This is a genomic window from Rhodoligotrophos appendicifer (assembly GCF_007474605.1).
Taxonomy (GTDB): domain Bacteria; phylum Pseudomonadota; class Alphaproteobacteria; order Rhizobiales; family Im1; genus Rhodoligotrophos; species Rhodoligotrophos appendicifer.
This window is the reverse complement of sequence record NZ_VHKL01000008.1, coordinates 175,029-196,751: the sequence shown is the minus strand read 5'-3', so window position 1 is coordinate 196,751 and position 21,723 is coordinate 175,029. Positions and strand designations below refer to the sequence as shown.

Annotated in this window: 10 protein-coding genes and 1 tRNA gene; 8 read left to right on the top strand and 3 right to left on the bottom strand. The window is 64.1% G+C overall.

What is annotated here, in order from left to right:
• Positions 1-444: 444 nt before the first annotated feature.
• On the top strand, positions 445-5,160 hold the full coding sequence (gene gltB, locus FKM97_RS18440) for a glutamate synthase large subunit (RefSeq protein WP_428977918.1): 4,716 nt from the start codon (positions 445-447) through the stop codon (positions 5,158-5,160).
• An 8-nt stretch (positions 5,161-5,168) separates the two neighbouring features.
• The gene (locus tag FKM97_RS18435) at positions 5,169-6,587 is read left to right on the top strand and encodes a glutamate synthase subunit beta (protein ID WP_144293896.1); all 1,419 of its coding nucleotides are present in this window, start codon (positions 5,169-5,171) and stop codon (positions 6,585-6,587) included.
• A 90-nt stretch (positions 6,588-6,677) separates the two neighbouring features.
• Here the strand turns inward: FKM97_RS18435 and FKM97_RS18430 are convergent, their stop codons facing one another.
• Positions 6,678-7,142, bottom strand: coding sequence for an Hsp20 family protein (locus FKM97_RS18430; RefSeq protein WP_246105153.1), 465 nt, complete (start codon positions 7,140-7,142; stop codon positions 6,678-6,680).
• A 229-nt stretch (positions 7,143-7,371) separates the two neighbouring features.
• Here FKM97_RS18430 and FKM97_RS18425 point away from each other — a divergent pair, with 229 nt between their 5' ends.
• Positions 7,372-8,340 carry an alpha/beta fold hydrolase gene (locus FKM97_RS18425; protein ID WP_144293895.1) on the top strand — a complete coding sequence of 323 codons (969 nt, stop codon included), beginning with the start codon at positions 7,372-7,374 and terminating at the stop codon, positions 8,338-8,340.
• Positions 8,341-8,350: 10 nt separating this feature from the next.
• Here the strand turns inward: FKM97_RS18425 and hisN are convergent, their stop codons facing one another.
• Positions 8,351-9,148 (bottom strand): histidinol-phosphatase, encoded by a 798-nt coding sequence (gene hisN, locus FKM97_RS18420; RefSeq protein ID WP_144293894.1) that lies wholly within the window; start codon positions 9,146-9,148, stop codon positions 8,351-8,353.
• Between the two features lie 488 nt (positions 9,149-9,636).
• The gene (locus tag FKM97_RS18415) at positions 9,637-10,539 is read right to left on the bottom strand and encodes an N-formylglutamate amidohydrolase (protein WP_144293893.1); all 903 of its coding nucleotides are present in this window, start codon (positions 10,537-10,539) and stop codon (positions 9,637-9,639) included.
• A gap of 220 nt (positions 10,540-10,759) precedes the next feature.
• Here FKM97_RS18415 and cpdR point away from each other — a divergent pair, with 220 nt between their 5' ends.
• From cpdR to FKM97_RS18390, 5 genes are all read left to right on the top strand, one after another.
• A complete protein-coding gene (gene cpdR / locus FKM97_RS18410; protein ID WP_144293892.1) occupies positions 10,760-11,119 on the top strand; it encodes a cell cycle two-component system response regulator CpdR in 360 nt (119 codons plus the stop codon).
• Between the two features lie 226 nt (positions 11,120-11,345).
• Positions 11,346-11,666, top strand: coding sequence for a peptidoglycan-binding domain-containing protein (locus tag FKM97_RS18405; RefSeq protein WP_205015169.1), 321 nt, complete (start codon positions 11,346-11,348; stop codon positions 11,664-11,666).
• Between the two features lie 86 nt (positions 11,667-11,752).
• Positions 11,753-11,827, top strand: a tRNA-Val gene (locus tag FKM97_RS18400).
• A 128-nt stretch (positions 11,828-11,955) separates the two neighbouring features.
• Positions 11,956-13,071, top strand: a complete 1,116-nt coding sequence (locus FKM97_RS18395; RefSeq protein ID WP_144293890.1) for an NAD(P)/FAD-dependent oxidoreductase — start codon at positions 11,956-11,958, stop codon at positions 13,069-13,071.
• A 784-nt stretch (positions 13,072-13,855) separates the two neighbouring features.
• The gene (locus FKM97_RS18390; RefSeq protein ID WP_144293889.1) at positions 13,856-21,679 is read left to right on the top strand and encodes an autotransporter outer membrane beta-barrel domain-containing protein; all 7,824 of its coding nucleotides are present in this window, start codon (positions 13,856-13,858) and stop codon (positions 21,677-21,679) included.
• The last annotated feature ends 44 nt before the right edge of the window (positions 21,680-21,723 follow it).

The window sequence follows — 21,723 nt, the reverse complement described above, 5'->3', positions numbered from 1 at the left end:
CAATCCAGGGCTGTTGCCACGCTTCTGAGCAGGGTGGAGAAATATTATTGCGCGTTTGTGGAGAGCTTATTTTGAAACTTGCGCGAAGCATTCAAATCTGGCATTTTAGCTTGAATAGGACAGTAATGCTGTCCTATCTGTGAGGGAGCCGCGAGTGCGGCCTTTCGAGGAAGCGTAGACCGATGACAACGGGCACGCCGGTAAAACGGCGCAAAAATACGCCGCGAGGCGGGGCGTTCCGGTAAGCTGCTTCAGCCGCGAGCCGACGCCCTGACGACAGGGCCGGCCGGGCATCTCCAGATACGATCCCGAAGCTCACACGACCAGCCGGCCCGAGATGACCGCCACCCCATGGGCGGTTAACCACAGCCGGATCATGGCTGGCTTGAATGTGTTAGAGTTGCATCCGGCGCGAAGCCGGAGCTGATGAGAGGGACGGAGAGCATGGCCCGGAGCGAGGCGCTTGGAGCCGAAATGGCCGCGGAGGTCAAATTCCCACGGTTCAGACCGGAGGGATTGCCCGAGGCCCATGGCCTTTACGATCCGCGCAATGAACATGACGCCTGCGGCATTGGGCTCATCGCGAATATCCGCAACGAGAAGAGCCACCGCATCATCTCGCAGGGCCTTGAGATCCTCGTCAATTTGGAGCATCGCGGCGCGGTCGGCGCCGACCCGAAGGCGGGCGATGGCTCCGGCGTTTTGATCCAGCTCCCGCACGCCTTTTTCGCCGATGAGGCCGAGCGCCTCGGCTTCGACCTGCCCGAGCCTGGCCATTACGGCGTCGCCCAGCTCTTCATGCCGCGCGAACAGGCGATCCGTCGTCACATCGAGCGGCTGTTCGAGGACACCGCACGCGACGAGGGGTTGGAGATCGTCGGCTGGCGCGACGTGCCGGTCGACCGCTCCGTCCTCGGCGAAAGCGTGAAGCCGACCGAGCCCTTCCACGTGCAGGCCTTCATCAGGCGCGTCAGCGCCATGAGCGAGGAGCAGTTCGAGCGCAAGCTCTATGTGATGCGCAAGGTGATCTCGAACCGTGTCTATGCCATGCCGGAGGACGCGGCGCGCTCCTACTACGTGGTCTCCTGCTCGGCCCGCACCCTGGTGTATAAGGGCTTGGTGCTCGGCCGCTCGCTGGGCCAGTATTATTGCGACCTGCTGGACGAGCGGGTGCGCTCGGGTTTCGCCCTGGTCCACCAGCGCTTTTCCACGAACACATTTCCGTCCTGGCCGCTGGCGCATCCCTACCGCTTCATCTGCCACAATGGCGAGATCAACACGCTGCGCGGCAACTACAACTGGATGGCCGCCCGCCAGGCGAACATGCACTCCGAGATTTTCGGCCACGACATGAACAAGCTCTGGCCGATCTCCTATGAGGGCCAGTCCGACAGCGCCTGCTTCGATAATGCGCTCGAGCTGCTCTATCAGGGCGGCTATCCGTTGGCGCAGGCGGCGATGATGCTGATCCCGGAAGCGTGGGCCGGCAACCCGCTGATGGATGAGAAGCGCCGCGCCTTCTACGAATACCATGCCGCCCTGATGGAGCCCTGGGACGGTCCGGCGGCGATCGCCTTCACCGACGGCAAGATCATCGGCGCCACGTTGGACCGCAACGGTTTGCGGCCGGCCCGCTACATCGTCACCGACGAGGGCGATGTGCTGCTCGCCTCCGAGATGGGCGTGCTCGACATCCCTGAGGAGCGCATCATCCGGAAATGGCGGCTGCAGCCGGGCCGCATGCTGCTGATCGACCTGGAGCAGCAGCGCATCATCTCCGACGAGGAGCTCAAGAACACCCTGGCGACCGCGCATCCTTACCAGGAATGGCTCGACCGCACCCAGATTCTGGTCCGTGACCTGCCCGAAGTGGCGGCCATCCCCTCGCGGCCCAACGTGCCGCTTCTCGATCGCCAGCAATGCTTTGGCTACACCCAGGAAGATCTTAAGTTCCTGATGGCGCCCATGATCACCACCGGCCAGGAGGCGATCGGCTCCATGGGCACCGACACGCCCATCTCGGCGCTCTCCGACAAGCCGAAGCTCCTGCACACCTACTTCAAGCAGAACTTCGCCCAGGTCACCAACCCGCCGATCGATCCGATCCGCGAGGAGCTGGTCATGTCGCTGGTCTCTTTCATCGGGCCGCGGCCGAACCTTCTCGATCGCAAGGGCACCTCACGGCACATGCGCCTCGAAGTGGCCCAGCCGATCCTCACCAATCAGGATCTCGAGAAGATCCGCGCGATCGGGGATATCTCGACCAATCCGTTCCGCACCGTGACGCTGGACATCACCTATGCCGTCGAGATCGGTCCGCGCGGCATGGCGAACGCCATCGCCCATATCTGCTCGCGCGCCGAGGACGCCGTCCGCCACGGCCACAACATCATCATCCTCTCCGACCGGATGGTGAGCGCCGAGCATGTGGCGATCCCCGCGCTCCTGGCGACCTCGGCCGTGCATCACCACCTCATCCGGCGTGGCCTGCGCACATCCGTGGGCCTCGTGATCGAGACCGGGGAAGCCCGCGAGGTGCATCATTTCTGCACCCTGGCCGGCTATGGCGCCGAGGCGATCAACCCGTATCTGGCCTTCGAGACCATAGAGGCCATTCTCCCGGGTCTCGGCGAGACGATTACGCCGAAGGAAGCCTTCAAGCGCTATATCAAGGCGGTGGACAAGGGCCTGCTGAAGGTCATGTCCAAGATGGGCATTTCGACCTACCAGTCCTATTGCGGTGCCCAGATCTTTGATGCGATCGGCCTGAAGTCGGACTTCGTGGAGCGCTATTTCACCGGCACCAAATCCCAGATCGAGGGGGTCGGGCTCGACGAAGTGGCTCAGGAGACCTTCACCCGCCACGCCCAGGCCTTCGAGAACGATCCTTTGTTCGAGGATCGCCTCGACGTCGGCGGGGAATATGCCTTCCGCATTCGCGGCGAGAACCACATCTGGACGCCGGACTCGGTCGCGCATCTCCAGCACGCCGTGCGGGGCAATTCCATCGACGATTACCGCGCCTTCGCCAGCGAGATCAACGAGCAGTCGGAGCGGCTGATGACCCTGCGCGGCCTGTTCAGGGTGCGCCAGGCCGAGGAGATGGGCCAGTCTCCCATCCCGATCGACGAGGTCGAGCCGGCCTCCGAGATCGTCAAGCGCTTCACCACCGGCGCCATGTCCTTCGGTGCGATCAGCCGGGAAGCGCATACGACCCTGGCCCTGGCGATGAACCGGATCGGTGGCAAGTCCAACACCGGGGAAGGCGGCGAGGAGGTCGATCGCTATACGCCGCTGCCCGACGGGAGCTCCATGCGCTCGGCGATCAAGCAGGTGGCGTCCGGCCGCTTCGGCGTCACCGCGGAATATTTGGTCAATGCCGACCGCATCCAGATCAAGATGGCCCAGGGTGCCAAGCCGGGGGAGGGCGGACAGCTGCCCGGCCACAAGGTGGACGCGACCATCGCCAAGGTACGGTTCTCGACTCCCGGCGTCGGCCTCATCTCGCCGCCGCCGCATCATGACATCTATTCGATCGAGGACCTGGCACAGCTGATCTTCGATCTGAAGAATGTGAGCCCCCAGGCCGATATCTCCGTGAAGCTCGTCTCCGAAGTCGGCGTCGGCACGGTGGCCGCGGGCGTCGCCAAGGCCCGCGCCGATCACGTGACCATCGCCGGTTACGAGGGAGGCACTGGCGCGAGCCCCCTGACCTCCATCAAGCATGCGGGCTCCCCCTGGGAGATCGGCCTGGCCGAGACCCAGCAGACCCTCGTCGACAACGGGCTGCGCGGGCGCATCGTGGTGGAATGCGATGGCGGGATCCGCACGGGACGCGACGTGGTGGTGGCCGCATTGTTGGGCGCCGACGAGATGGGCTTCTCCACCGCACCGCTGATTGCCATCGGCTGCATCATGATGCGCAAATGCCACCTGAACACCTGCCCGGTCGGCGTGGCCAGCCAGGATCCGGTGCTGCGCAAGCGCTTCGTCGGCCAGCCCGAGCACGTGATCAACTACTTCTTCATGGTTGCCGAGGAGGTGCGCGAGATCATGGCTTCCCTCGGCGTTCGCAAATTCTCCGAGCTGGTGGGCGCCAGCGAATTCCTCGACAAGCGCGCCGCGATCGACCATTGGAAGGCGCGGGGCCTCGATTTCTCAAAGATCTTCTACAAGGCGCGGCATTCTCCCGATGTCGCCATCCGGCACACGGAGCGGCAGGTTCATCACATCGATGATATCCTTGATCGTCGGCTAATCGCGCAGTCCCTCCCGGCTCTCGACGATGGCGTTGCGGTGCAGATCGACGAGACCATCAACAACACCGACCGCTCTGCCGGCGCCATGCTCTCGGGCGAAGTGGCCAAGCGCCACGGGCACAAGGGTCTGCCGGACGATACGATTTCGGTGCGGCTCAAGGGAACCGCGGGGCAGAGCTTCGGCGCGTTCCTGGCCCATGGCGTGACGCTCGATCTCGAGGGTGATGCCAACGACTATGTCGGCAAGGGCCTGTCGGGGGGGCGCATCGTGGTGCGGCCGCCGCGCGGTTCGCGCATCCTGCCCGAGCAGAGCATCATCGCCGGCAACACCGTGCTCTACGGCGCCATCGCCGGCGAATGCTATCTCCATGGCGTGGCCGGCGAGCGCTTTGCGGTCCGGAACTCGGGCGCCGTCGCCGTGGTCGAAGGCACCGGCGACCACACCTGCGAATATATGACGGGCGGGATCGTGGTCGTGCTCGGCGAGACGGGCCGCAACTTCGCGGCCGGCATGTCCGGCGGCATCGCCTACGTCCTGGACGCCGCGGGCGACTTCGAGCAGCGCTGCAACCTGTCCATGGTCGATCTGGAGCCGATCCAGCACGAGGATGACGCAATCGAACGCCTGCACCATCACGGCGGCGATCTCGAATCCCACGGCCTCGTCGATATCCTGACCGACCTCACCCATCACGACGAGCAGCGGCTGCTGCACCTGATCACCCGCCATGCGCATTACACCAATTCCGGCCGCGCCCGGGAGATCCTGGACAACTGGGACGACTACCGTCCCAAATTCGTGAAGGTGATGCCGGTCGAATACCGGCGGGCACTGCAGGAGATCGAGCGCGCGCAGGAGCAATCCGGCGATATGCGCATCGGCTTGGCAAAGCGGGCTTGAGGCAGACCATGGGAAAGATCACTGGCTTTCTGGAAATCGACAGGCAGACCCAGGCCTATCGCCCGGCCTCTGACCGTATCCGGCACTTCCGCGAATTCACCATCCCCATGGAGGAACGCGAAGTCGAGCGGCAGGCGACCCGGTGTATGGATTGCGGCGTGCCCTACTGCCACACCGGCTGTCCGGTGAATAACCAGATTCCGGACTGGAACGACCTCGTCTACGCGAAGAACTGGGAAGCCGCCTCCCGGGATCTCCACACCACAAACAACTTTCCCGAATTCACCGGCCGGGTCTGCCCGGCACCCTGCGAGGAGGCCTGCACCCTCAATCTCGATGATGCGCCCGTCACCATCAAATCCATCGAAGAGGCGATTGCCGACAAGTCATGGGCGGAGGGTTGGGTCAGGCCGCAGCCCCCGGAGACGCTGACCGGCAAGCGCGTGGCGGTCATCGGCTCGGGTCCTGCCGGCATGGCCGCCGCCCAGCAGCTCGCGCGCGTCGGACATGCGGTGCATCTCTATGAGCGCGAGGCTCATGCGGGCGGCCTTCTCCGCTATGGCATCCCGGACTTCAAGATGGAGAAGCACCACATCGAGCGGCGTGTCGAACAGATGCGTGCTGAGGGCGTGGAGTTTCATTTCAGCGCCAATGTCGGCATCGATATTCCGGTGCAGGAGATCATTGACGGGCACGATGCGGTGCTGCTGACCGGCGGCGCCGAGCGGCCCCGCGATCCCCTTCTTCCCGGTATGGAGCTGGAGGGCGTCCATTACGCCATGCCCTTCCTGGTGCAGCAGAACAAGCGGATCGGCGGCGAGAGCCTTGGCGGCGCGGAACCCCTGGTGGCGACCGGCAAGCGCGTGGTCGTCATCGGCGGCGGCGACACCGCGTCCGATTGCATCGGCACCTCCTTCCGTCAGGGTGCCATTGAGGTCACCCAGCTCGACATCCGTCCCGTGCCCCCCCAGCGCGAGGACAAATTGCTGACATGGCCCTATTGGCCGACCAAGTTCCGCACCTCTTCCTCCCAGGCCGAGGGCGCGGTGCGCGAATTTGCTTGTGCGACCTTGGGCATGGTGGGCCAGGACGGCAGGCTCACCGGTGTCGAGGCGGCGCGTTGCGACGAGAAGCGGCAGCCTGTCCCCGGCACGGAATTCATCATTCCGGCGGACCTGGTGCTGATCGCGATCGGCTTTGCCGGCCCGGGAGAGACGGGTCTGCTGGAGGAGCTTCCGCTCGACCGCGACAACCGCTCGAACGTGCTCGCGAACACCGACGATTATCTCACGTCTCACCCGAAGGTCTTCGCTGCGGGTGATATCCGGAAAGGCCAGTCTCTGGTGGTCTGGGCCATCCGCGAGGGCCGGCAGGCGGCGCGGTCCATCGACCAGTTCCTCATGGGCTCGAGCAAGCTGCCGCGCTAGGCAGGAGCGGCGTTCCGGTCATCCGGCCACAAACAAAAAGGGCGCCCCCTTGCGGAGGCGCCCCAGGCTCTATCGTTTGCCAGTCGCGGCTTACGCGGCCTTCTGCTCGATCGTCTTCGGCTCGGGCGAAGAGGCGGCCTTGTTCTCGATCGCGATCGTCCGGGGCTTCGCGGCCTCCGGGATCTCACGGGTGAGCTCCACATGGAGCAGACCATTCTCGAGGCTGGCGCCAGTCACCTTCACGAAGTCGGCGAGCTGGAAGCGGCGTTCGAAGCTGCGTGAGGCAATGCCCTGATGCAGCACCGACCCGGCCTGTGCGGGCTTCTCGTTTCTGCGGCCACTGATCGTGACGGCGGATTCCTTCACCTCGACATTGAGCTCTTCAGGCTTGAACCCAGCCACCGCCATGGAGATGCGGTACTGATCGGTGCCGAGACGCTCGATGTTGTAAGGGGGATATCCGTTGCCGCCATCCAGATGACCAAGAGACTCGAGAAGCGAGCCGAAGCGGTCGAAGCCGATGGTGGAACGATAGAGAGGGGTAAGGTCGTACATAGCAACATCCTCCTTGAGCAATGCTGAATTCGACAGTCTCCGAACCGGACGAATGTCGATGGTTTCTTCCGTCGAACCCCGTTCGGGCATCCGACGAGACATGAGATAATCACGCCTTTTAAGCTGTCAAGAGGGTCGCGCAACATGGACCGAATCTCGGGCTTCTGCTAAACGGGAAGGTCTGAATGGCCCGAGCGGGGGCCGCCGCAAGAGTGCAGAGGCCGCGGGCATGGACCCGATTTCGCTTACGCTGAACCGTCCGCCCGCCGGGCTGACCCTTGATTATTTCGTCACGCCCTCAGGCGCGCGCCTGCGCTATGGCGTCTGCGGCGCCAAGGAGAAACCCAACCGGGGCACGGTCTGCCTGTTTCAGGGCCGTGGCGAATTCCTCGAAAAATATTACGAGACCATCCGCGACCTCCGACAGCGCCACTTCGCCGTGGCCGCCGTCGATTGGCGCGGCCAGGGGGGCTCCTCCCGGCTGCTGAAGAATTCGCGCAAGGGCCACGTCAGGAGCTTTGCTCAATATGACGAGGATTTGACCTCCTTCATGCGCGAGGTGGTGCTGCCGGATTGTCCACCGCCCTATTTCGGTCTCGCCCATTCGACCGGCGGCAACATCCTGCTGCGCGCTCTCGCCCGCCGCAGCTGGTTTCAGAAAGTTGTCGTCTGCGCGCCCCTGATCGGGATCAAGGCGCCCGGCGTGCCGGAGCGGCTGGCTCGCACCTTGATCCGCCTGGCCTGCGCAATCGGCCTCGGTCGCTGTTACGTGCCTGGAACGGGCGACCGGATGCTTGACCGGGCCGGTCTCGCCAACAGCGTCCTCACCTCCGACCCCGAACGGTTCGACCGCATGATCGAACTCGCGCAGAATTGCCCCGATCTCACCGTGGGAGGGCCAACCCTGCGCTGGCTGAAGGCCTCTCTGGACTCCATGGCGGTGCTGGAGCGCGATCTGCCCGGCCATCACAAGTTTCAATGCCCGGTGCTGATGGTGCTGGCCGGTGCCGATCAGGTGTCGGACAACATCGCGGCGCGCCGGTTCGCGCGGGCGATGCGGAGTGTTGCGGTGGTGGAAATCCCCGGGGCTCGCCATGAACTGCTGATGGAGCAGGATTTCTATCGCGAGCAGTTCTGGGCGGCCTTCGACAGTTTCGTGTTCGACGACAAGCGGTGGCGCTACGACGACGCAGCCTGAACTGCGCAGGTCACGAGTTGAGGACGGCGAGGGCAGCCTCATGCAGAGCAGGGCTGGCTGCGGCAATGATGTTGCCGCCGTCTTTCGCCGCTCCGCCCGACCAGTCCGTCATGACCCCCCCGGCCTGCTGCACGATGGGAATGAGCGCCACCACATCATAGGGGGCAAGGCTGGCCTCGACCACCAGGTCGATATGGCCGGCCGCCAGGAGGCAATAGGCATAGGCGTCGGTGCCGTAGCGAATGGTTCGCGTCTGCCGACGCATGAGCGCGAGGCGTTCGACCTCCCAACTGGTTTTGAAGATCTCCGGGCTGGTGGTCGCCATGGTTGCGGATCTGAGGGTCTCGGCCGGTCGCGTCTTGAGCGGCAAGCAACCGCGAATATTGTCGAGAAAGGCCCCGTTCGGGCTGGCGAAGAACCGTTCCCCCACGAAAGGCTGCTGCATCAGGCCGAGATAGGGCTCCCCGTCCTTCAGCAGGCCGACCAGCGTGGTCCAGGTCGGCATGCCGCAGACGAAGGCGCGCGTTCCATCGATGGGATCGATCACCCAGGTATAGGGCGATGTGCCCGTGGAGAGGCCGAACTCCTCCCCCACCACGCCATGGGTCGGATACTCAGCGGCGATGAGCGATCGGATGGCTTGCTCCGCCTCTCGGTCTGCCTCCGTGACCGGGTCGAACAGGTCGCCGCCCTTGTTGTCGATCACCAGCGGTGCCCGAAAGAGAGGCAATGTGATGGCCGCCGCGGCATCGCCGAGATGGCGCGCGAAGGCCAGCAGTTCGGCGGCATGCGGCTGATCTTTTGTCATGGGAATTTTCCTGGAGACAGCGGGGGTTGGAGCGTCATGGCCGCTTCCCTTCTATCCCGGATCCTGGGGAGGCGGCAACGTGCCTCCAGCCGGGCACGCCATGGCTGTTGCTCATGAATTAATCAGTCTTGTGTGCGCTGCAGCAAAAATCGACGCTTTTTTAGGCTGTGATTCAACCGGGTTTTGACGCCTGCGCTGGCAGGAAGACACATCGGCGGAAACATACTGCAACAATTTCGCTAGGCAAAACAGCTGGATAATGGGAATGGTCTCTGTATCCAGATTTTTGACAGATTGTCGCATCGCGTCAGGCGCCTCTTGCATATTGTGCGATGCAATGTATATTGAGATCACGAGTTGAGGACGTCGTCCTCCTCTCGTAGCCCTTCCTGGGCGTTTCCTCCCTAGACTTGGGCCGTCGCACAACGTGCTGACGGCCCTTTTTTCTTGGACGCCGCCTCCTCAGAGGGGCAGGCGCGGGACACCTGTTACTCCGCAGCGATCCGGCTGGGCCGGAAAAGATCCGGGAGCACCCGGACGAGCGCGGCGGTGATCTCCTGGAAATCCTCAGTCATGCGATAGAAGCCGCCGTGGACGGCAAGCGACTCCTCGTCCATGTAGAGCGCTCGATTGATCTCGATCTGCAACGCATGGCGCTGTTCGTTGGGCCGGCCGTGGATCTGGGTGATATGCCCGCCCGCATAGGGCTTGTTCCGCACCGCCGAATAGCCGCGCCGGAGCAGGGCGGCCTCGAAGAAGTCGGTGATGGCCGGCGCGCAGGTGGATCCATACCTGTCGCCGAGCACGAAATCCGGCCGCGGCAGAGGATCCTGGGAAGAGGCTGGCGTTGCCGTGGACGGCATGGAATGGCAGTCGATCAGCAGCACTTCGCCGAAATCGGCGACCGTCCGGTCGAGCAACCCCTCCAGCGCCCGGTGATAGGGCATGTAGAGCGACTGGATCCGCGCCTTCGCTTCAGCGAAATAGAGCGGCCGCCGATAGATCTCGGCCGTGTCGCAGACCAGCCTCGGGATGGTGCCAAGGCCGCCGGCGACACGGACCGAGGAGCTGTTCACATAGGCCGGCAGGCTGTCGAGGAACATGCCCTGGTCGAGCTCGTAGGGCTCGCGATTGACGTCCAGATAGGCGCGGGGGAAATGCGCCTTCAGAAGCGGCGCGCCGAGGCCGACCACACCGGCGAAGATATCATCCACATAGCAATCCTCCGACCGCCGCAGCCGATGCGAATCGAGCTGCGACAATTTCAGGAATTCGCGCGGATACTGGCGTCCGCTATGCGGCGAGTTGAAGACCGCCGGGTTTGTCTGCACGCTCGGATGCACCACCTCGAAGGGCGGATCGAACAGCTCTGCTGGGGGTCTCTCCGGCATGGATCGATGGTTTTCCCGACTGGCGACAAATCACCAAAGCGCCATATGGCTGCGAGTATGAAATCCACAAGCCTCCTGAGGCAAGTCCTCCCTGGAGAATTCATGTTTCGCTCCTCGCAAATCTTTGGCAACGTGGCCTTCACTTTGCATTTACCGCTGAGACGATAGGGTCGAATCACCTCGACATGTCCAAATTCGGGGCAGGTGCGCACAAGTGAAAATGGCAAAGATACTTCTGGCTGAAGACGACGAGGATCTGCGGAAGTTCCTGGCCCGGGCCTTGGAGCGCGCAGGTCACGAGATCACCTCCTTCGGTGACGGTGCCGGTGCTTATGAGGAGCTGAAGCATGATCATTTTGATCTGCTTCTGACGGATATCGTCATGCCGGAGATGGATGGCATCGAACTCGCACGCCGGGCGGCGGATCTCGACCCCTCGTTGAAGATCATGTTCATCACCGGCTTTGCGGCGGTGGCCCTGCATCCCGACAGCAAGGCGCCCAAGGATGCGAAGGTTCTGTCGAAGCCCTTCCATCTCCGCGACCTTGTCCGGGAGGTGGAGCGGATGATGGCCGCCTGAACCCCTGGCCTTCTGTCTCCGAACCCGTCCGTTCAGCATCCAGCTCTGCCGTCCTGCCGACGGAATAGCCGACGACAGGGAAGCCGACGGCGGGGACGCGTCGGCCTCCCGAGCGCGAAGGAAAACCCCGCTTCGAACGCTGTTTCGCCTCGCTGCCGCCTGGAACCGCCGTGATCCTCGCGGGGTCATGCTCCGGAGCCGGAGCAGTCAGAGACAGGAGGCGGGAATGGTCTATTATAGTGGAAATCGTCGGTCGGATCTGGGTCGCGGCGACCGCGGAAGCGATGTCGCCGACCTGCAGCGGCAATTGGCGGACTTAGGCTACAATCCTGGGCGGGCCGACGGGATTTACGGCTCCAGAACGGCGAACGCCGTAGCGCAGTTCGAACGGAACCATGATCTCCCCCGAGATGGTTTTGCCGACGTGTCCACGCGCTGGAAGCTGTACGACACCTGGCAGCAGGTGGTGGGCAACGGCAACGCGCCTGTGGAGGAGGCCTCTCCTTCTGGCTACGGCTATGAGCCCGACTACGGATTCTACGGCTAGGAACTGCAGGCCCTGCTGGTTTCCCGCCGTGGGGCTTGCATCCCTTGGCCCTTCTCGATATATCGGGGCCTCCGAGCACTCGGGATGGGCGGTTAGCTCAGCGGGAGAGCACTACGTTGACATCGTAGGGGTCACAAGTTCGATCCTTGTACCGCCCACCATTCCCGATCATGGCGCGCTTTTTCATCGAACTGCCGGTTGACGTGAGATGGGCGCATCGCCTTTCGGGCTGGCGATCCGTCCACAGGCGCGCGGCAGCCGTCAACATCGGGTGGGGTGATCCCGAAACATGACAGATCGGGTTGACGCGTGTGTCATCGGTGCCGGGGTCGTCGGTCTGGCCGTTGCCCGTCATTTGGCGCGGGCCGGCCGCGAAGTGATCATCCTCGAGCGGGAGGCCGCCATCGGCGGCGGGGTGAGTTCGCGCAATTCCGAGGTGATCCACGCGGGCATCTATTATCCCCCCGGCTCGGTGAAGGCGGCGCTCTGTGTCCGCGGCCGTGATCTCCTCTATGACTATTGTCGGTCTCACGGCGTACCCTTCCGTCCCACGGGCAAGCTCATCGTCGCGACGTCGGATACGCAGCTCTCGATGCTGGGAGCCATCGCGAGCACCGCGGCCCAGAACGGCGTTCGGAATCTGCAGCCGCTTGATGCCGGGCAGGTCAACAAGCTGGAGCCGGCGTTGCGAAGTTGCGGCGCTCTGCTTTCCCCCTCGACGGGGATCGTCGACAGCCACGCCTTGATGCTGAGCCTGCAGGGCGACGCGGAGGATGCGGGAGCCGTGACGGTCTTTGCCTCGCCCGTATCCGCGGCCCATGTGGGCAGCGGCGGGATCACGGTGGAGGTGGGCGGTCGCGATCCCATGCGGCTCTCCTGCCGGATCCTGGTCAACGCAGCCTCCCTCGACGCGCCCGCTCTGGCGCGGCGGATCGAAGGCCTGGCGGCAGCCGCCGTGCCCAAGGCCTATCTTTGCAAGGGATCCTATTTCAGCCTGAGCGGCAGGGCGCCATTCTCCCGGCTCATCTATCCCGTGGTGCCCGCCGGCCATGCCGGCCTCGGGGTCCATCTCACCTTGGATCTCGCAGGCCGAGCGCGCTTCGGTCCCGATGTCGAGTGGGTCGACAGGGAGGATTATGATGTGGACCCGGCGCGGTCTGCGAGCTTCTACGAGGCGATCCGCACCTACTGGCCGGGCCTGCGCGATGGAGCCCTGGTCCCGGCCTATGCGGGACTACGGCCGAAGATCTCCGCTCCCGGCGCAGTGGCCGCCGACTTCATGATCTCGGGGCCGGAGCACCATGGTGTGGCCGGCCTGGTGAATCTGTTCGGCATCGAGAGCCCCGGATTGACCGCATCGCTGGCGATCGCCGAGGACGTGGAAAGGATGCTGTTGGCGGCGTAAAGGGTGCCGCGGCGATCGGCGATTCGGAAGGCGCAGCAGCTGGAAGGGTGCTGTTCGGCTGACCGAGTGCCGCCACTGTGAGTTGTCGTATTTCGGGGCTCGATAGGGATCATTTCCTCTCTCCACCAGCCCTGTGGCAGAAGCGCAACAATTGCAATCCGTGTTCGCTCGTCCGTCAGGGTTGTGCAAGTCATGCGTTTAGCCGCACACGCAACTGTATGCACCCTTATGCAATTTTACGGACGTGGGAAAAGCCGCAATTTTCCAAGTGTCTAGGCCTCCGCTGCTGCAACATTTGCGTGTGCGTCAGTGATGAATTCGTGGCCACGCTGCCACAATTTTAGGCTCGAACGCCGTTAGCCTTTCAAAATGAAAGCATTTTGGCCCTTGCCTACTTGCTCGGCTGTGTTCCAAATGCGGCGCCATAGTGGCTGTTGATCGGTTGTTCGACGACGTGGGCTGGGGGGTCTGCGTTGTCCGAGGCGCCGTGAAAGCCCGTTCGAAGGCCCGGCTGGGGCAATTTGGGGGATTCGATGAAAAGGCTTTCACGGCGCTGCTTTCCGGGTGTTGCAACACGTCTGGTCAAAAGGCGCCGGCTGCCTCGGCCCGAGGTTCTGAACCAACCCGCTCACGGCTTTTCCCGCAACGCCCTTTATGTCGGCGTGGCACTGGCCGGAATCGGATTTTCGGTTCCGCAGGAGCAACCCGGGTCTGGGCGGCGAACGAGTGCGGCACCGGCGGATTAGTCACCTGCACCACGGCCGGTAATCCCTATGCCGGCGGCGTGTCCTATACGAACCGCAGCAGTGACCTGACTCTGGTCATCAATAATGGTGTGAACATCACCCCGACATCGAACACGGGCGTGAACCTCACCGGCGGTACGAACTTCCTAGGAACGCCGAACGACGTTGACTTCACGGTTCAGGCTGCGGCTGGCAGCACCATTACGACGGTGGGCAATAACGCTGACGGCATCAATGTCAGTTCAACGCGTGGCGACACGAACATTACGTCGGGGACGAACATTACCACCAGCGGCAACAATGCCGAGGGGATGAATGTCACGACCGCCGGTAACATTGTCATCAACAATTCCGGCACCATTGAAACGAGCGGGACTGGATCCGAGGGGATCAATGCCGTCAGTACTTCGTTGGCACTGAACGATCCTACGGGATCGCGCGACGTAACAGTGAACTCCACCGGTGATATCACCACCACCGGCGCGAACTCCACCGGTGTCAACGCGGTCCGCGGTCTCCTTTCGTCATCGGTGCCAGGAAGGGGCAATGTCACAGTCGATGTCGCGAACGTAACAGCGACGGGCACCGGTTCTCTTGGCATCAACGCCACGACCGGCCTTGGCAATGTCTCGGTCTCCGCAGACGACGTCATCAGCAATTCGACAGGCGTCAACGCGACGGTGGCGACGCTCGGCAATGTGACTGTGGACGTCGGCGATGTGACCTCTGCCGCCGGGAACGGGATTAATGCGACGACCCTCGCGGGCAATGTCGACGTCACGGCCGGCGATGTCACTGCCTTGAACGGGTTCGGCGTCAACGCGACGACGGGTGGCGGCAACGTCACCGTTCAGACGGATGACGTGCAAAGCCTCAATACTGCGATCAACGCGACGACCACGGCGGGCAACATCGACATCGATGCCCTGAACGTGACCTCTGCCGCCGGCAACGGCATCAACGCCGTCAACCAGGTCGGCAATGTCGATGTCACCGCGGGCGACGTGACGGCTCTGACCGGCTTCGGCGTCAATGCGACGACGCGGGCCGGCATGGTCAATGTCGATGTGAACGACGTCGAGTCTTCCGGCACCGGCATCAACGCTCAGGTCACGGGCCTCGGTGCGCTGAGCATCGGCACCGTCAACGTCTCGGCGAACAACGTCACCTCCACCAATGGCGCCGGCATCAATGCGACCGTCGGCACCGGCCTGGTGACCGTCGTTGCCAATGACGTCTCCAGCAGCGGCATCGGCGTCAATGCGGTGGCGGACACGGGCGTAGCTTTCGCTGCGGCCCACGATGTCACCACCACCGGCACGGGTGCCTCCCACGGCATGAATGTGAGCGCCGGCGGCATCGCCGTGGCCTTCAGCGACGGTGCGATCTCGACCGTCGGCGACGGCGCCCATGGCGTCAATGTTTCCGCGACCGGCACCACACTGCCCCAGGCCGCTCTTGACCTGCTGCCGCCCGAATTCGCGCCCATCGCCGACATCGCCGTCGGCGGCGCCGCCATCGCGGTCGTCAACGACGTCTCCACCACCGGCGAGGGCGCCTATGGCGTGAACGCCAATGCACCGACCGGCATCGCCGCCGTCGTGGCGCTGGGCACCGTGTCGACCGAGGGCGATGCCTCCCACGGTCTGGTCGCCAATGGCGGCCAGTTCGCAGGCGTGATCGCCAATGAGGTGGTCACCACTGGTGTGGGCTCGCAAGGCATCATCGCGAATTCCACCGACGGCTCGGCCCTGGTCCTCGCGAACACGGTCGACTCGACCGGCGCCGGCATCACCGCCACGGCCGATAACGGCTTCGTCGGCGTCGGCGCGGTCGAAGTGAACACCACGGAAAACAATGCCAAGGGCATCGACGCCTCCATTCGCGAAGGCGACGCCTATGTCATCGCCGGCACGGTGACGACCCAGGGCGACAATTCCGGTGGCATTGAGGCGACGACCCTGGACGGCGACGTCTATGTCGGCGCCGTCTCCGTCTCGACGGTCGGCGACGCCTCGACGGGCGTCTACGCGGACACCGATCTCGGCTCCTCCTATGTCGTGGTCGGCGATGTCGAGACCCAGGGCGACGGCTCGGCCGGCATCATCAACAATGCCAACGGGACATCCTTCACCCTCTTTGGCGACGTCGACACCTACGGCAACAATGCGCCCGGCGTCGTCGGCACCGATCCGCTCAGCGACACGATCGTCGTCGGCTTGAGTTCCCATACCCGCGGCGAGAATTCGATCGGCATCGACGCGTCCTCCGGCGAGGAGGTCTATGTCGGCGTCGGTGAAGTCATCACCGAAGGCAACAATTCCGCCGGCATCCAGGCCGTTGGCGGCACCGGCGCCTATGTGGGTGCGGGCAGCGTGACCACGGGCGGCGACAACTCCAACGGCATCTTCGCCGACACGGCAGCAGGCGACGCCTGGGTGATCGCCGGTGAAGTCACCACTGACGGTGAAGACTCCGACGGCATCATTGCCCGGACCGGTGACGGCACGGCGAATGTGCTGGCCGGCGAGGTCACCACCAACGCCCAGGGCGCCACCGGCATCGTGGCTCTCGGCACCGAAGGCGCCAATGTCGGCGTGTTCGACGTGGACGTGACCGGCGACCAGGCGCGCGGCATCGTGGCGCGCACCACGGGCGGCGATGCCATCGTGGCCGCGGGCTCCGTGTCCACCAATGGCGTCAATGGCGACGGTATCATCGCGCCCTCCAGGGATGGCAATGCCATCGTCGTGGCGGGTGACGTCTCGACCGTCGGCGAGGAAGCCGATGGCATCCGCGCCAGCGGCGGCGAGGGCGCTTTCGTCCTGGCCGGCGAAGTGACCACCGACGGCGATGACGCCGACGGGATCATCGCCAGATCCGTGAACGGCGATGCCATCGTGATTGCAGGCTCGGTCGCAACCTCCGGCGTCGATGCCGACGGCATCATCGCAAGCTCAGCTGCGGCCGGCGCCTATGTGGTCGCGGGGGACGTGACGACTGACGGGAACTTCTCCAACGGCATTCGCGCCACGGGTGAGACCGGCGTTGTGGTCGGTGCGGGCAGCGTCACCACCAATGGTCGCGAATCCGACGGCATTGTCGCCGAGACCGCCTCGGGCGATGCCTGGGTGGTCGCAGGCTCGGTGGATGCAACTGGCGCCAATGCCGATGGCATCATCGCCAAGACCGACGATGGCTCGGCCTATGTCCTTGCCGGCGACGTCTCCACCGACGGCAACCGTGCGACGGGCATCAGCGCCGAAGGCACCGAGGGTGCCTATGTCGGCGCCCTGAGCGTCACCACCGATGGCAATGGCTCGAAGGGCATCGTCGCCGACACCGTGGCCGGGGATGCGGTCGTGGCGGCAGGCTCGGTGGAAACCAGCGGCATCAATGCCGACGGCATCATCGCCCGGACCGACGACGGCACCGCCATCGTGTTCGCCGATGAAGTCTCGACGAATGGCAGCCGCTCGGACGGCATCCGCGCCTTCGGCACCGACGGCGCCTATGTGGTCGCCGGCGACGTGACCACCAATGGCAACTGGTCCGATGGTATTCAGGCTGACACCATCGACGGAACGGCGTTCGTTCTGGCCGGCACGGTGGATGCCACGGGCATCAACAGTGACGGTATTCTCGCCAATTCCGACAATGGCGCAGCCTATGTGATCGCCGATGACGTGACGACCAACGGTGTCCGCTCCAACGGCATCCGCGCGACCGGCGAGACCGGCGTCGGTGTGGCCGTCTCCAGCGTCACCACGGAAGGCGTCGATGGCGCTGGCTTCGAGAGCGACGGCATCGTTGCCGAGACCGAGAGCGGCACGGCCCTGGTCATCGCCGGCACCGTGGACACCTCTGGCCTCGATGCCGACGGCATCATCGCCAAGAATGCCGATGGCTCCACTTACGTCTTCGCCGACAGCGTCACCACCCGCGGCGACGACTCGATCGGCATCTACAACGAGGCCAATGGCACCTCGCTCACCGTCTTTGGCGATGTCGAGACCTTCGGCAACAATTCGCCTGCCGTCGTCGGGACCGATGCTGCCAGTGACACGATCGTCCTCGGCAACAGTGCGACCACCCATGGCGATTTCTCCAACGGCATTGATGCCTATTCGGGCGGCCCTGGCTCGACCTATGTCGGCGTCGGCTCCGTCGTGACCGAGGGCGAATTCTCCAACGGCATCGTAGCCACCAGCGAATTCAACAACGTCTTCGTCGTTGCGGGTTCGGTCGACACGCTTGGCGAGGATGCCGATGGCATCCTGGCGATCGCCGCGAATGGCACCGCCGTGGTGCTGGCCGACGAAGTCGCGACGAATGGCGATGATGCGACGGGCATTCTCGCGCTCGGTGATGAGGGCGCCTTTGTCCTGGCCGGCACGGTCGACACCGAGGGCGAAGACAGCGAAGGCATCGTGGCTCTCGCCAATGGCACTGTTGGCGTGGGCGCCGGCAGCGTCTCGACCAATGGCGAAGACGCCAACGGCATTCGGGCTCAGAGCCGGTTCGGCGACGTCTTCGTGGCCGCGGGCTCCGTCGACACCGAAGGCGAGAACGCCGACGGCATCCTGGCGCTTGCCCGCAACGGCACGGCCATCGTGCTGGCCGACGAGGTCGCCACCAACGGCGACAACGCCACGGGCATCGTGGCCGTCGGCGACGAGGGCGCCTATGTCCTGGCCGGCACGGTCGACACCGAGGGTGAGGACGCCGAGGGCATCGTTGCCCGCGCCAATGGCAATGTCGGCGTCGGCGCCGGCAGCGTCTCCACCAATGGCGACGACGCCAACGGCATCCGCGCCGAGAGCGAAGATGCGAACGTCTTCGTAGCGGCGGGCACCGTCGACACTGAAGGCGAGAATGCCGACGGTATCCTGGCGCTCGCTCGTGAGGGCACGGCCATCGTGCTTGCGGACAGCGTGGCCACCAATGGCGACAATGCGACGGGCATCGTGGCCGTCGGCGACGAGGGCGCCTATGTCCTGGCCGGCACGGTCGACACCGAGGGTGAGGACGCCGAGGGCATCGTCGCCCGCGCCAATGGCAATGTGGGTGTGGCCGTAGAAAGCGTCTCCACCAATGGCGACGACGCCAACGGCATCCGGGCCATCAGCTACGACGCCAATGTCTTTGTGGCCGCGGGTATCGTCGATACCGAAGGCTTCGATGCCGACGGCATCCTGGCCATTGCCACAGATGGCACGGCCATCGTTCTGGCCGACAGCGTTTCCACCAATGGCGACGACGCGACCGGGATCCTCGCGGTCGGCGACTACGGCAGCTATGTCTTCGCCGGATCCGTCGATACCGAGGGCGATGACGCCGACGGCATCGTTGCCCTTGCGGATGATGGTGACGCGGTTGTCGTCGTCGAGACGGTGACGACCTTGGGCGATTATTCCAACGGCATCCTTGCCCTGAGCTTCGAGGAGGACGCCTTCGTCGTGGCCGGAGTGGTCGACACCGAAGGTTATGACAGCGACGGCATCCTGGCCATCGCGCCCAACGGCACTGCGGCGGTGATCGCAGAAAGCGTCTCGACCGATGGCGACGAAGCCAACGGCATCCGCGCCGAAGGGGCCGAGGGCGCCTATGTCGTGGCGGAAACCGTGTCCACCCTTGGCGACGAATCCGACGGCATCGTTGCCGAGACCGATAGCGGCTTTGCAGCCGTCGTGGCCGGAACGGTGACCACGGAAGGTTATGACGCCGACGGCATCATCGCCAAGAACGCCGATGGCTCCGTCTTCGTGCAGGCCGACCAGGTGACGACCCAGGGCGATTTCTCCACCGGTATCCTTGCCGAGGGCTACGGATCCGCGGTGGTGCTGTTCATGGATGTCGAGACCTTCGGCGACAATGCGCCCGGTGTCGTGGCGCTCGATCCGATCAGCAACGTTCTGGTCGGAGGCTCCACGGTCTACACCCATGGCGACTTCTCCGACGGCATCTTCGCCGAGAGCACGACCGGCAATGTCGGCGTCGGTGTCACGGACGTCGTGACCACCGGTGAGGACAGCGACGGCATCGTGGCCCTGACCCGCGACGGTGATGTCGGTGTCTATACGGCGGGCTTGATCTCGACGAGTGGACTGAATTCGACGGCGATCGATGCCCAGAGCACCAATGGCGAGGCTGTCGTCTATGTGACGGAGGACAGCGAAGTCATCGGCGGTACCGGCGACGGTGCGGGCGTCGTCTTCGATGGCGGCGCGGGCTCGACCCTCATCAACCTCGGCTCCATCGCCTCTCTCAACGACCGGGCGATCGTGAATTTCGACTCCAACTCGGTGGTTGAGAATTCCGGTGACGTGACCGGCTACATGACCATGGGCGGCGGCACGGACGTCTTCAACAACTACAACACGGGCGCCGTCTTCGCCCGCGGCGACAGCGATTTCGGCGAGGGCGACGACCGCTTCAACAATGGCGGCCTGCTGACCCTGGCCGAGCGCAATGCGCCAGCGAGCGTGACCTTCTTCAACCTCGAGGTCTTCGACAACAGCCTCGGCGGCGTCATCGACATGCAGGACGACCGCGAAGGCGACCGCATCATCCTGGCCGATAGCGACTATATCGGCGGCGGTGCGCTCGGCGTGGACGCCTTCCTCGGCGGCAAGGGATCGACGGCGGACGTGCTCGAGATCGGCGGCACCGTCTATGCAAGCGGCGAGGGCAGCCCGACCGCCCTCTATGTCAACGACACCAACCCCGGTGCCGGCGGCTACGTGAAGGGCGGCATCGAAGTCGTCGACGTGTCCGAAGGCTATACCCAGGAAGGCGATTTCTTCCTGGTCGGCGGCCCCATCGACAAGGGCTTCTTCACCTATGATCTCGACCTGCGCCCCGATCTCGTCTGGGTTCTGCAGAGCAATCCCGATGACGAGGTCTTCGAAACCGCGAGTGTCGTGACCGCCCAGCAGAATGCCTGGTATGCCACGACCGGTGCCTGGCACGAGCGCACCGTCGACCTTCGTCAGACCTATCAGCGCACGGCGATCTCTCCGGTGGCCGACATGCCGGAGGCCTATCTTCCCGCACCCGCCGTGGTGCCGCGTTCGGTCGGCGGCTTCTGGGGTCGGGCGATCGGCGACTGGGCGAAGTATGATGCCGATCATGGCGTGAAATACAGCCAGGACACTTTCGGCTTCCAGGGCGGTTTCGACTTCGGCTTCGATGTCGGCCAGGGCGTGCTGGTGATGGGTGTCCTCGGTGGCTATCTCCACTCCGACGTCGACTACAAGAACAGCCCCTCCTCGACGAAATATGAGGGTGGAACCGTCGGTGGCTACCTGACCTACCTCCAGGGCCCCTTCTACTTCGATGCGCTGATCAAGGCCGATCTGCTCAAGGTCGATTACAGCGTGCCGAACGTGCCCGATGGAAAGGCCAAGCCTGACGCGACCAACCTCGGCGCCTCGTTCGAAGCGGGCTACCGCTTCGCCCTGTCGCCGGCAAGCTTCCTCGAGCCCGAGGTCCAGCTGACCTACCTGTCCTCCGAGATCGACACGGTGAACATGGGCGGCGTGAAGATCGACTGGAAGAATGGCGAAAGCCTGCGCGGCCGCTTCGGTGCCCGCCTGGGAACGCAGTTCCTGCAGGATGACGGCTCCAGCATCCAGCCTTACATCAAGGCGAGCCTCGTGAACGAGTTCGAAGGCAACAACAAGGTCAATGTCGCAGGCTTCGTGACCGCCGACGACATGTCGGGAACTTGGGGTGAAGCGGGCCTCGGCGTGCAGTTCCTCGGGACCGGCGCACTGTCCGGCTTCATCGACGGCAAGACCTACTTCGGCGGCGATGCCTTCGGCGGAACGATCAATGCGGGCATGCGCTACAGCTTCTAAGGGACGGGTATGAAATCAAGGTGCAGCATGGTCTCCGTGCTGCA

Bases quoted from the DNA above. Each gene is read 5' to 3' on its own strand.
- gltB (WP_428977918.1), top strand. From the start codon at position 445: ATGGCCCGGAGCGAGGCGCTTGGAGCCGAAATGGCCGCGGAGGTCAAA.
- FKM97_RS18435 (WP_144293896.1), top strand. From the start codon at position 5,169: ATGGGAAAGATCACTGGCTTTCTGGAAATCGACAGGCAGACCCAGGCC.
- FKM97_RS18430 (WP_246105153.1), bottom strand. From the start codon at position 7,142: ATGTACGACCTTACCCCTCTCTATCGTTCCACCATCGGCTTCGACCGC.
- FKM97_RS18425 (WP_144293895.1), top strand. From the start codon at position 7,372: ATGGACCCGATTTCGCTTACGCTGAACCGTCCGCCCGCCGGGCTGACC.
- hisN (WP_144293894.1), bottom strand. From the start codon at position 9,148: ATGACAAAAGATCAGCCGCATGCCGCCGAACTGCTGGCCTTCGCGCGC.
- FKM97_RS18415 (WP_144293893.1), bottom strand. From the start codon at position 10,539: ATGCCGGAGAGACCCCCAGCAGAGCTGTTCGATCCGCCCTTCGAGGTG.
- cpdR (WP_144293892.1), top strand. From the start codon at position 10,760: ATGGCAAAGATACTTCTGGCTGAAGACGACGAGGATCTGCGGAAGTTC.
- FKM97_RS18405 (WP_205015169.1), top strand. From the start codon at position 11,346: ATGGTCTATTATAGTGGAAATCGTCGGTCGGATCTGGGTCGCGGCGAC.
- FKM97_RS18395 (WP_144293890.1), top strand. From the start codon at position 11,956: ATGACAGATCGGGTTGACGCGTGTGTCATCGGTGCCGGGGTCGTCGGT.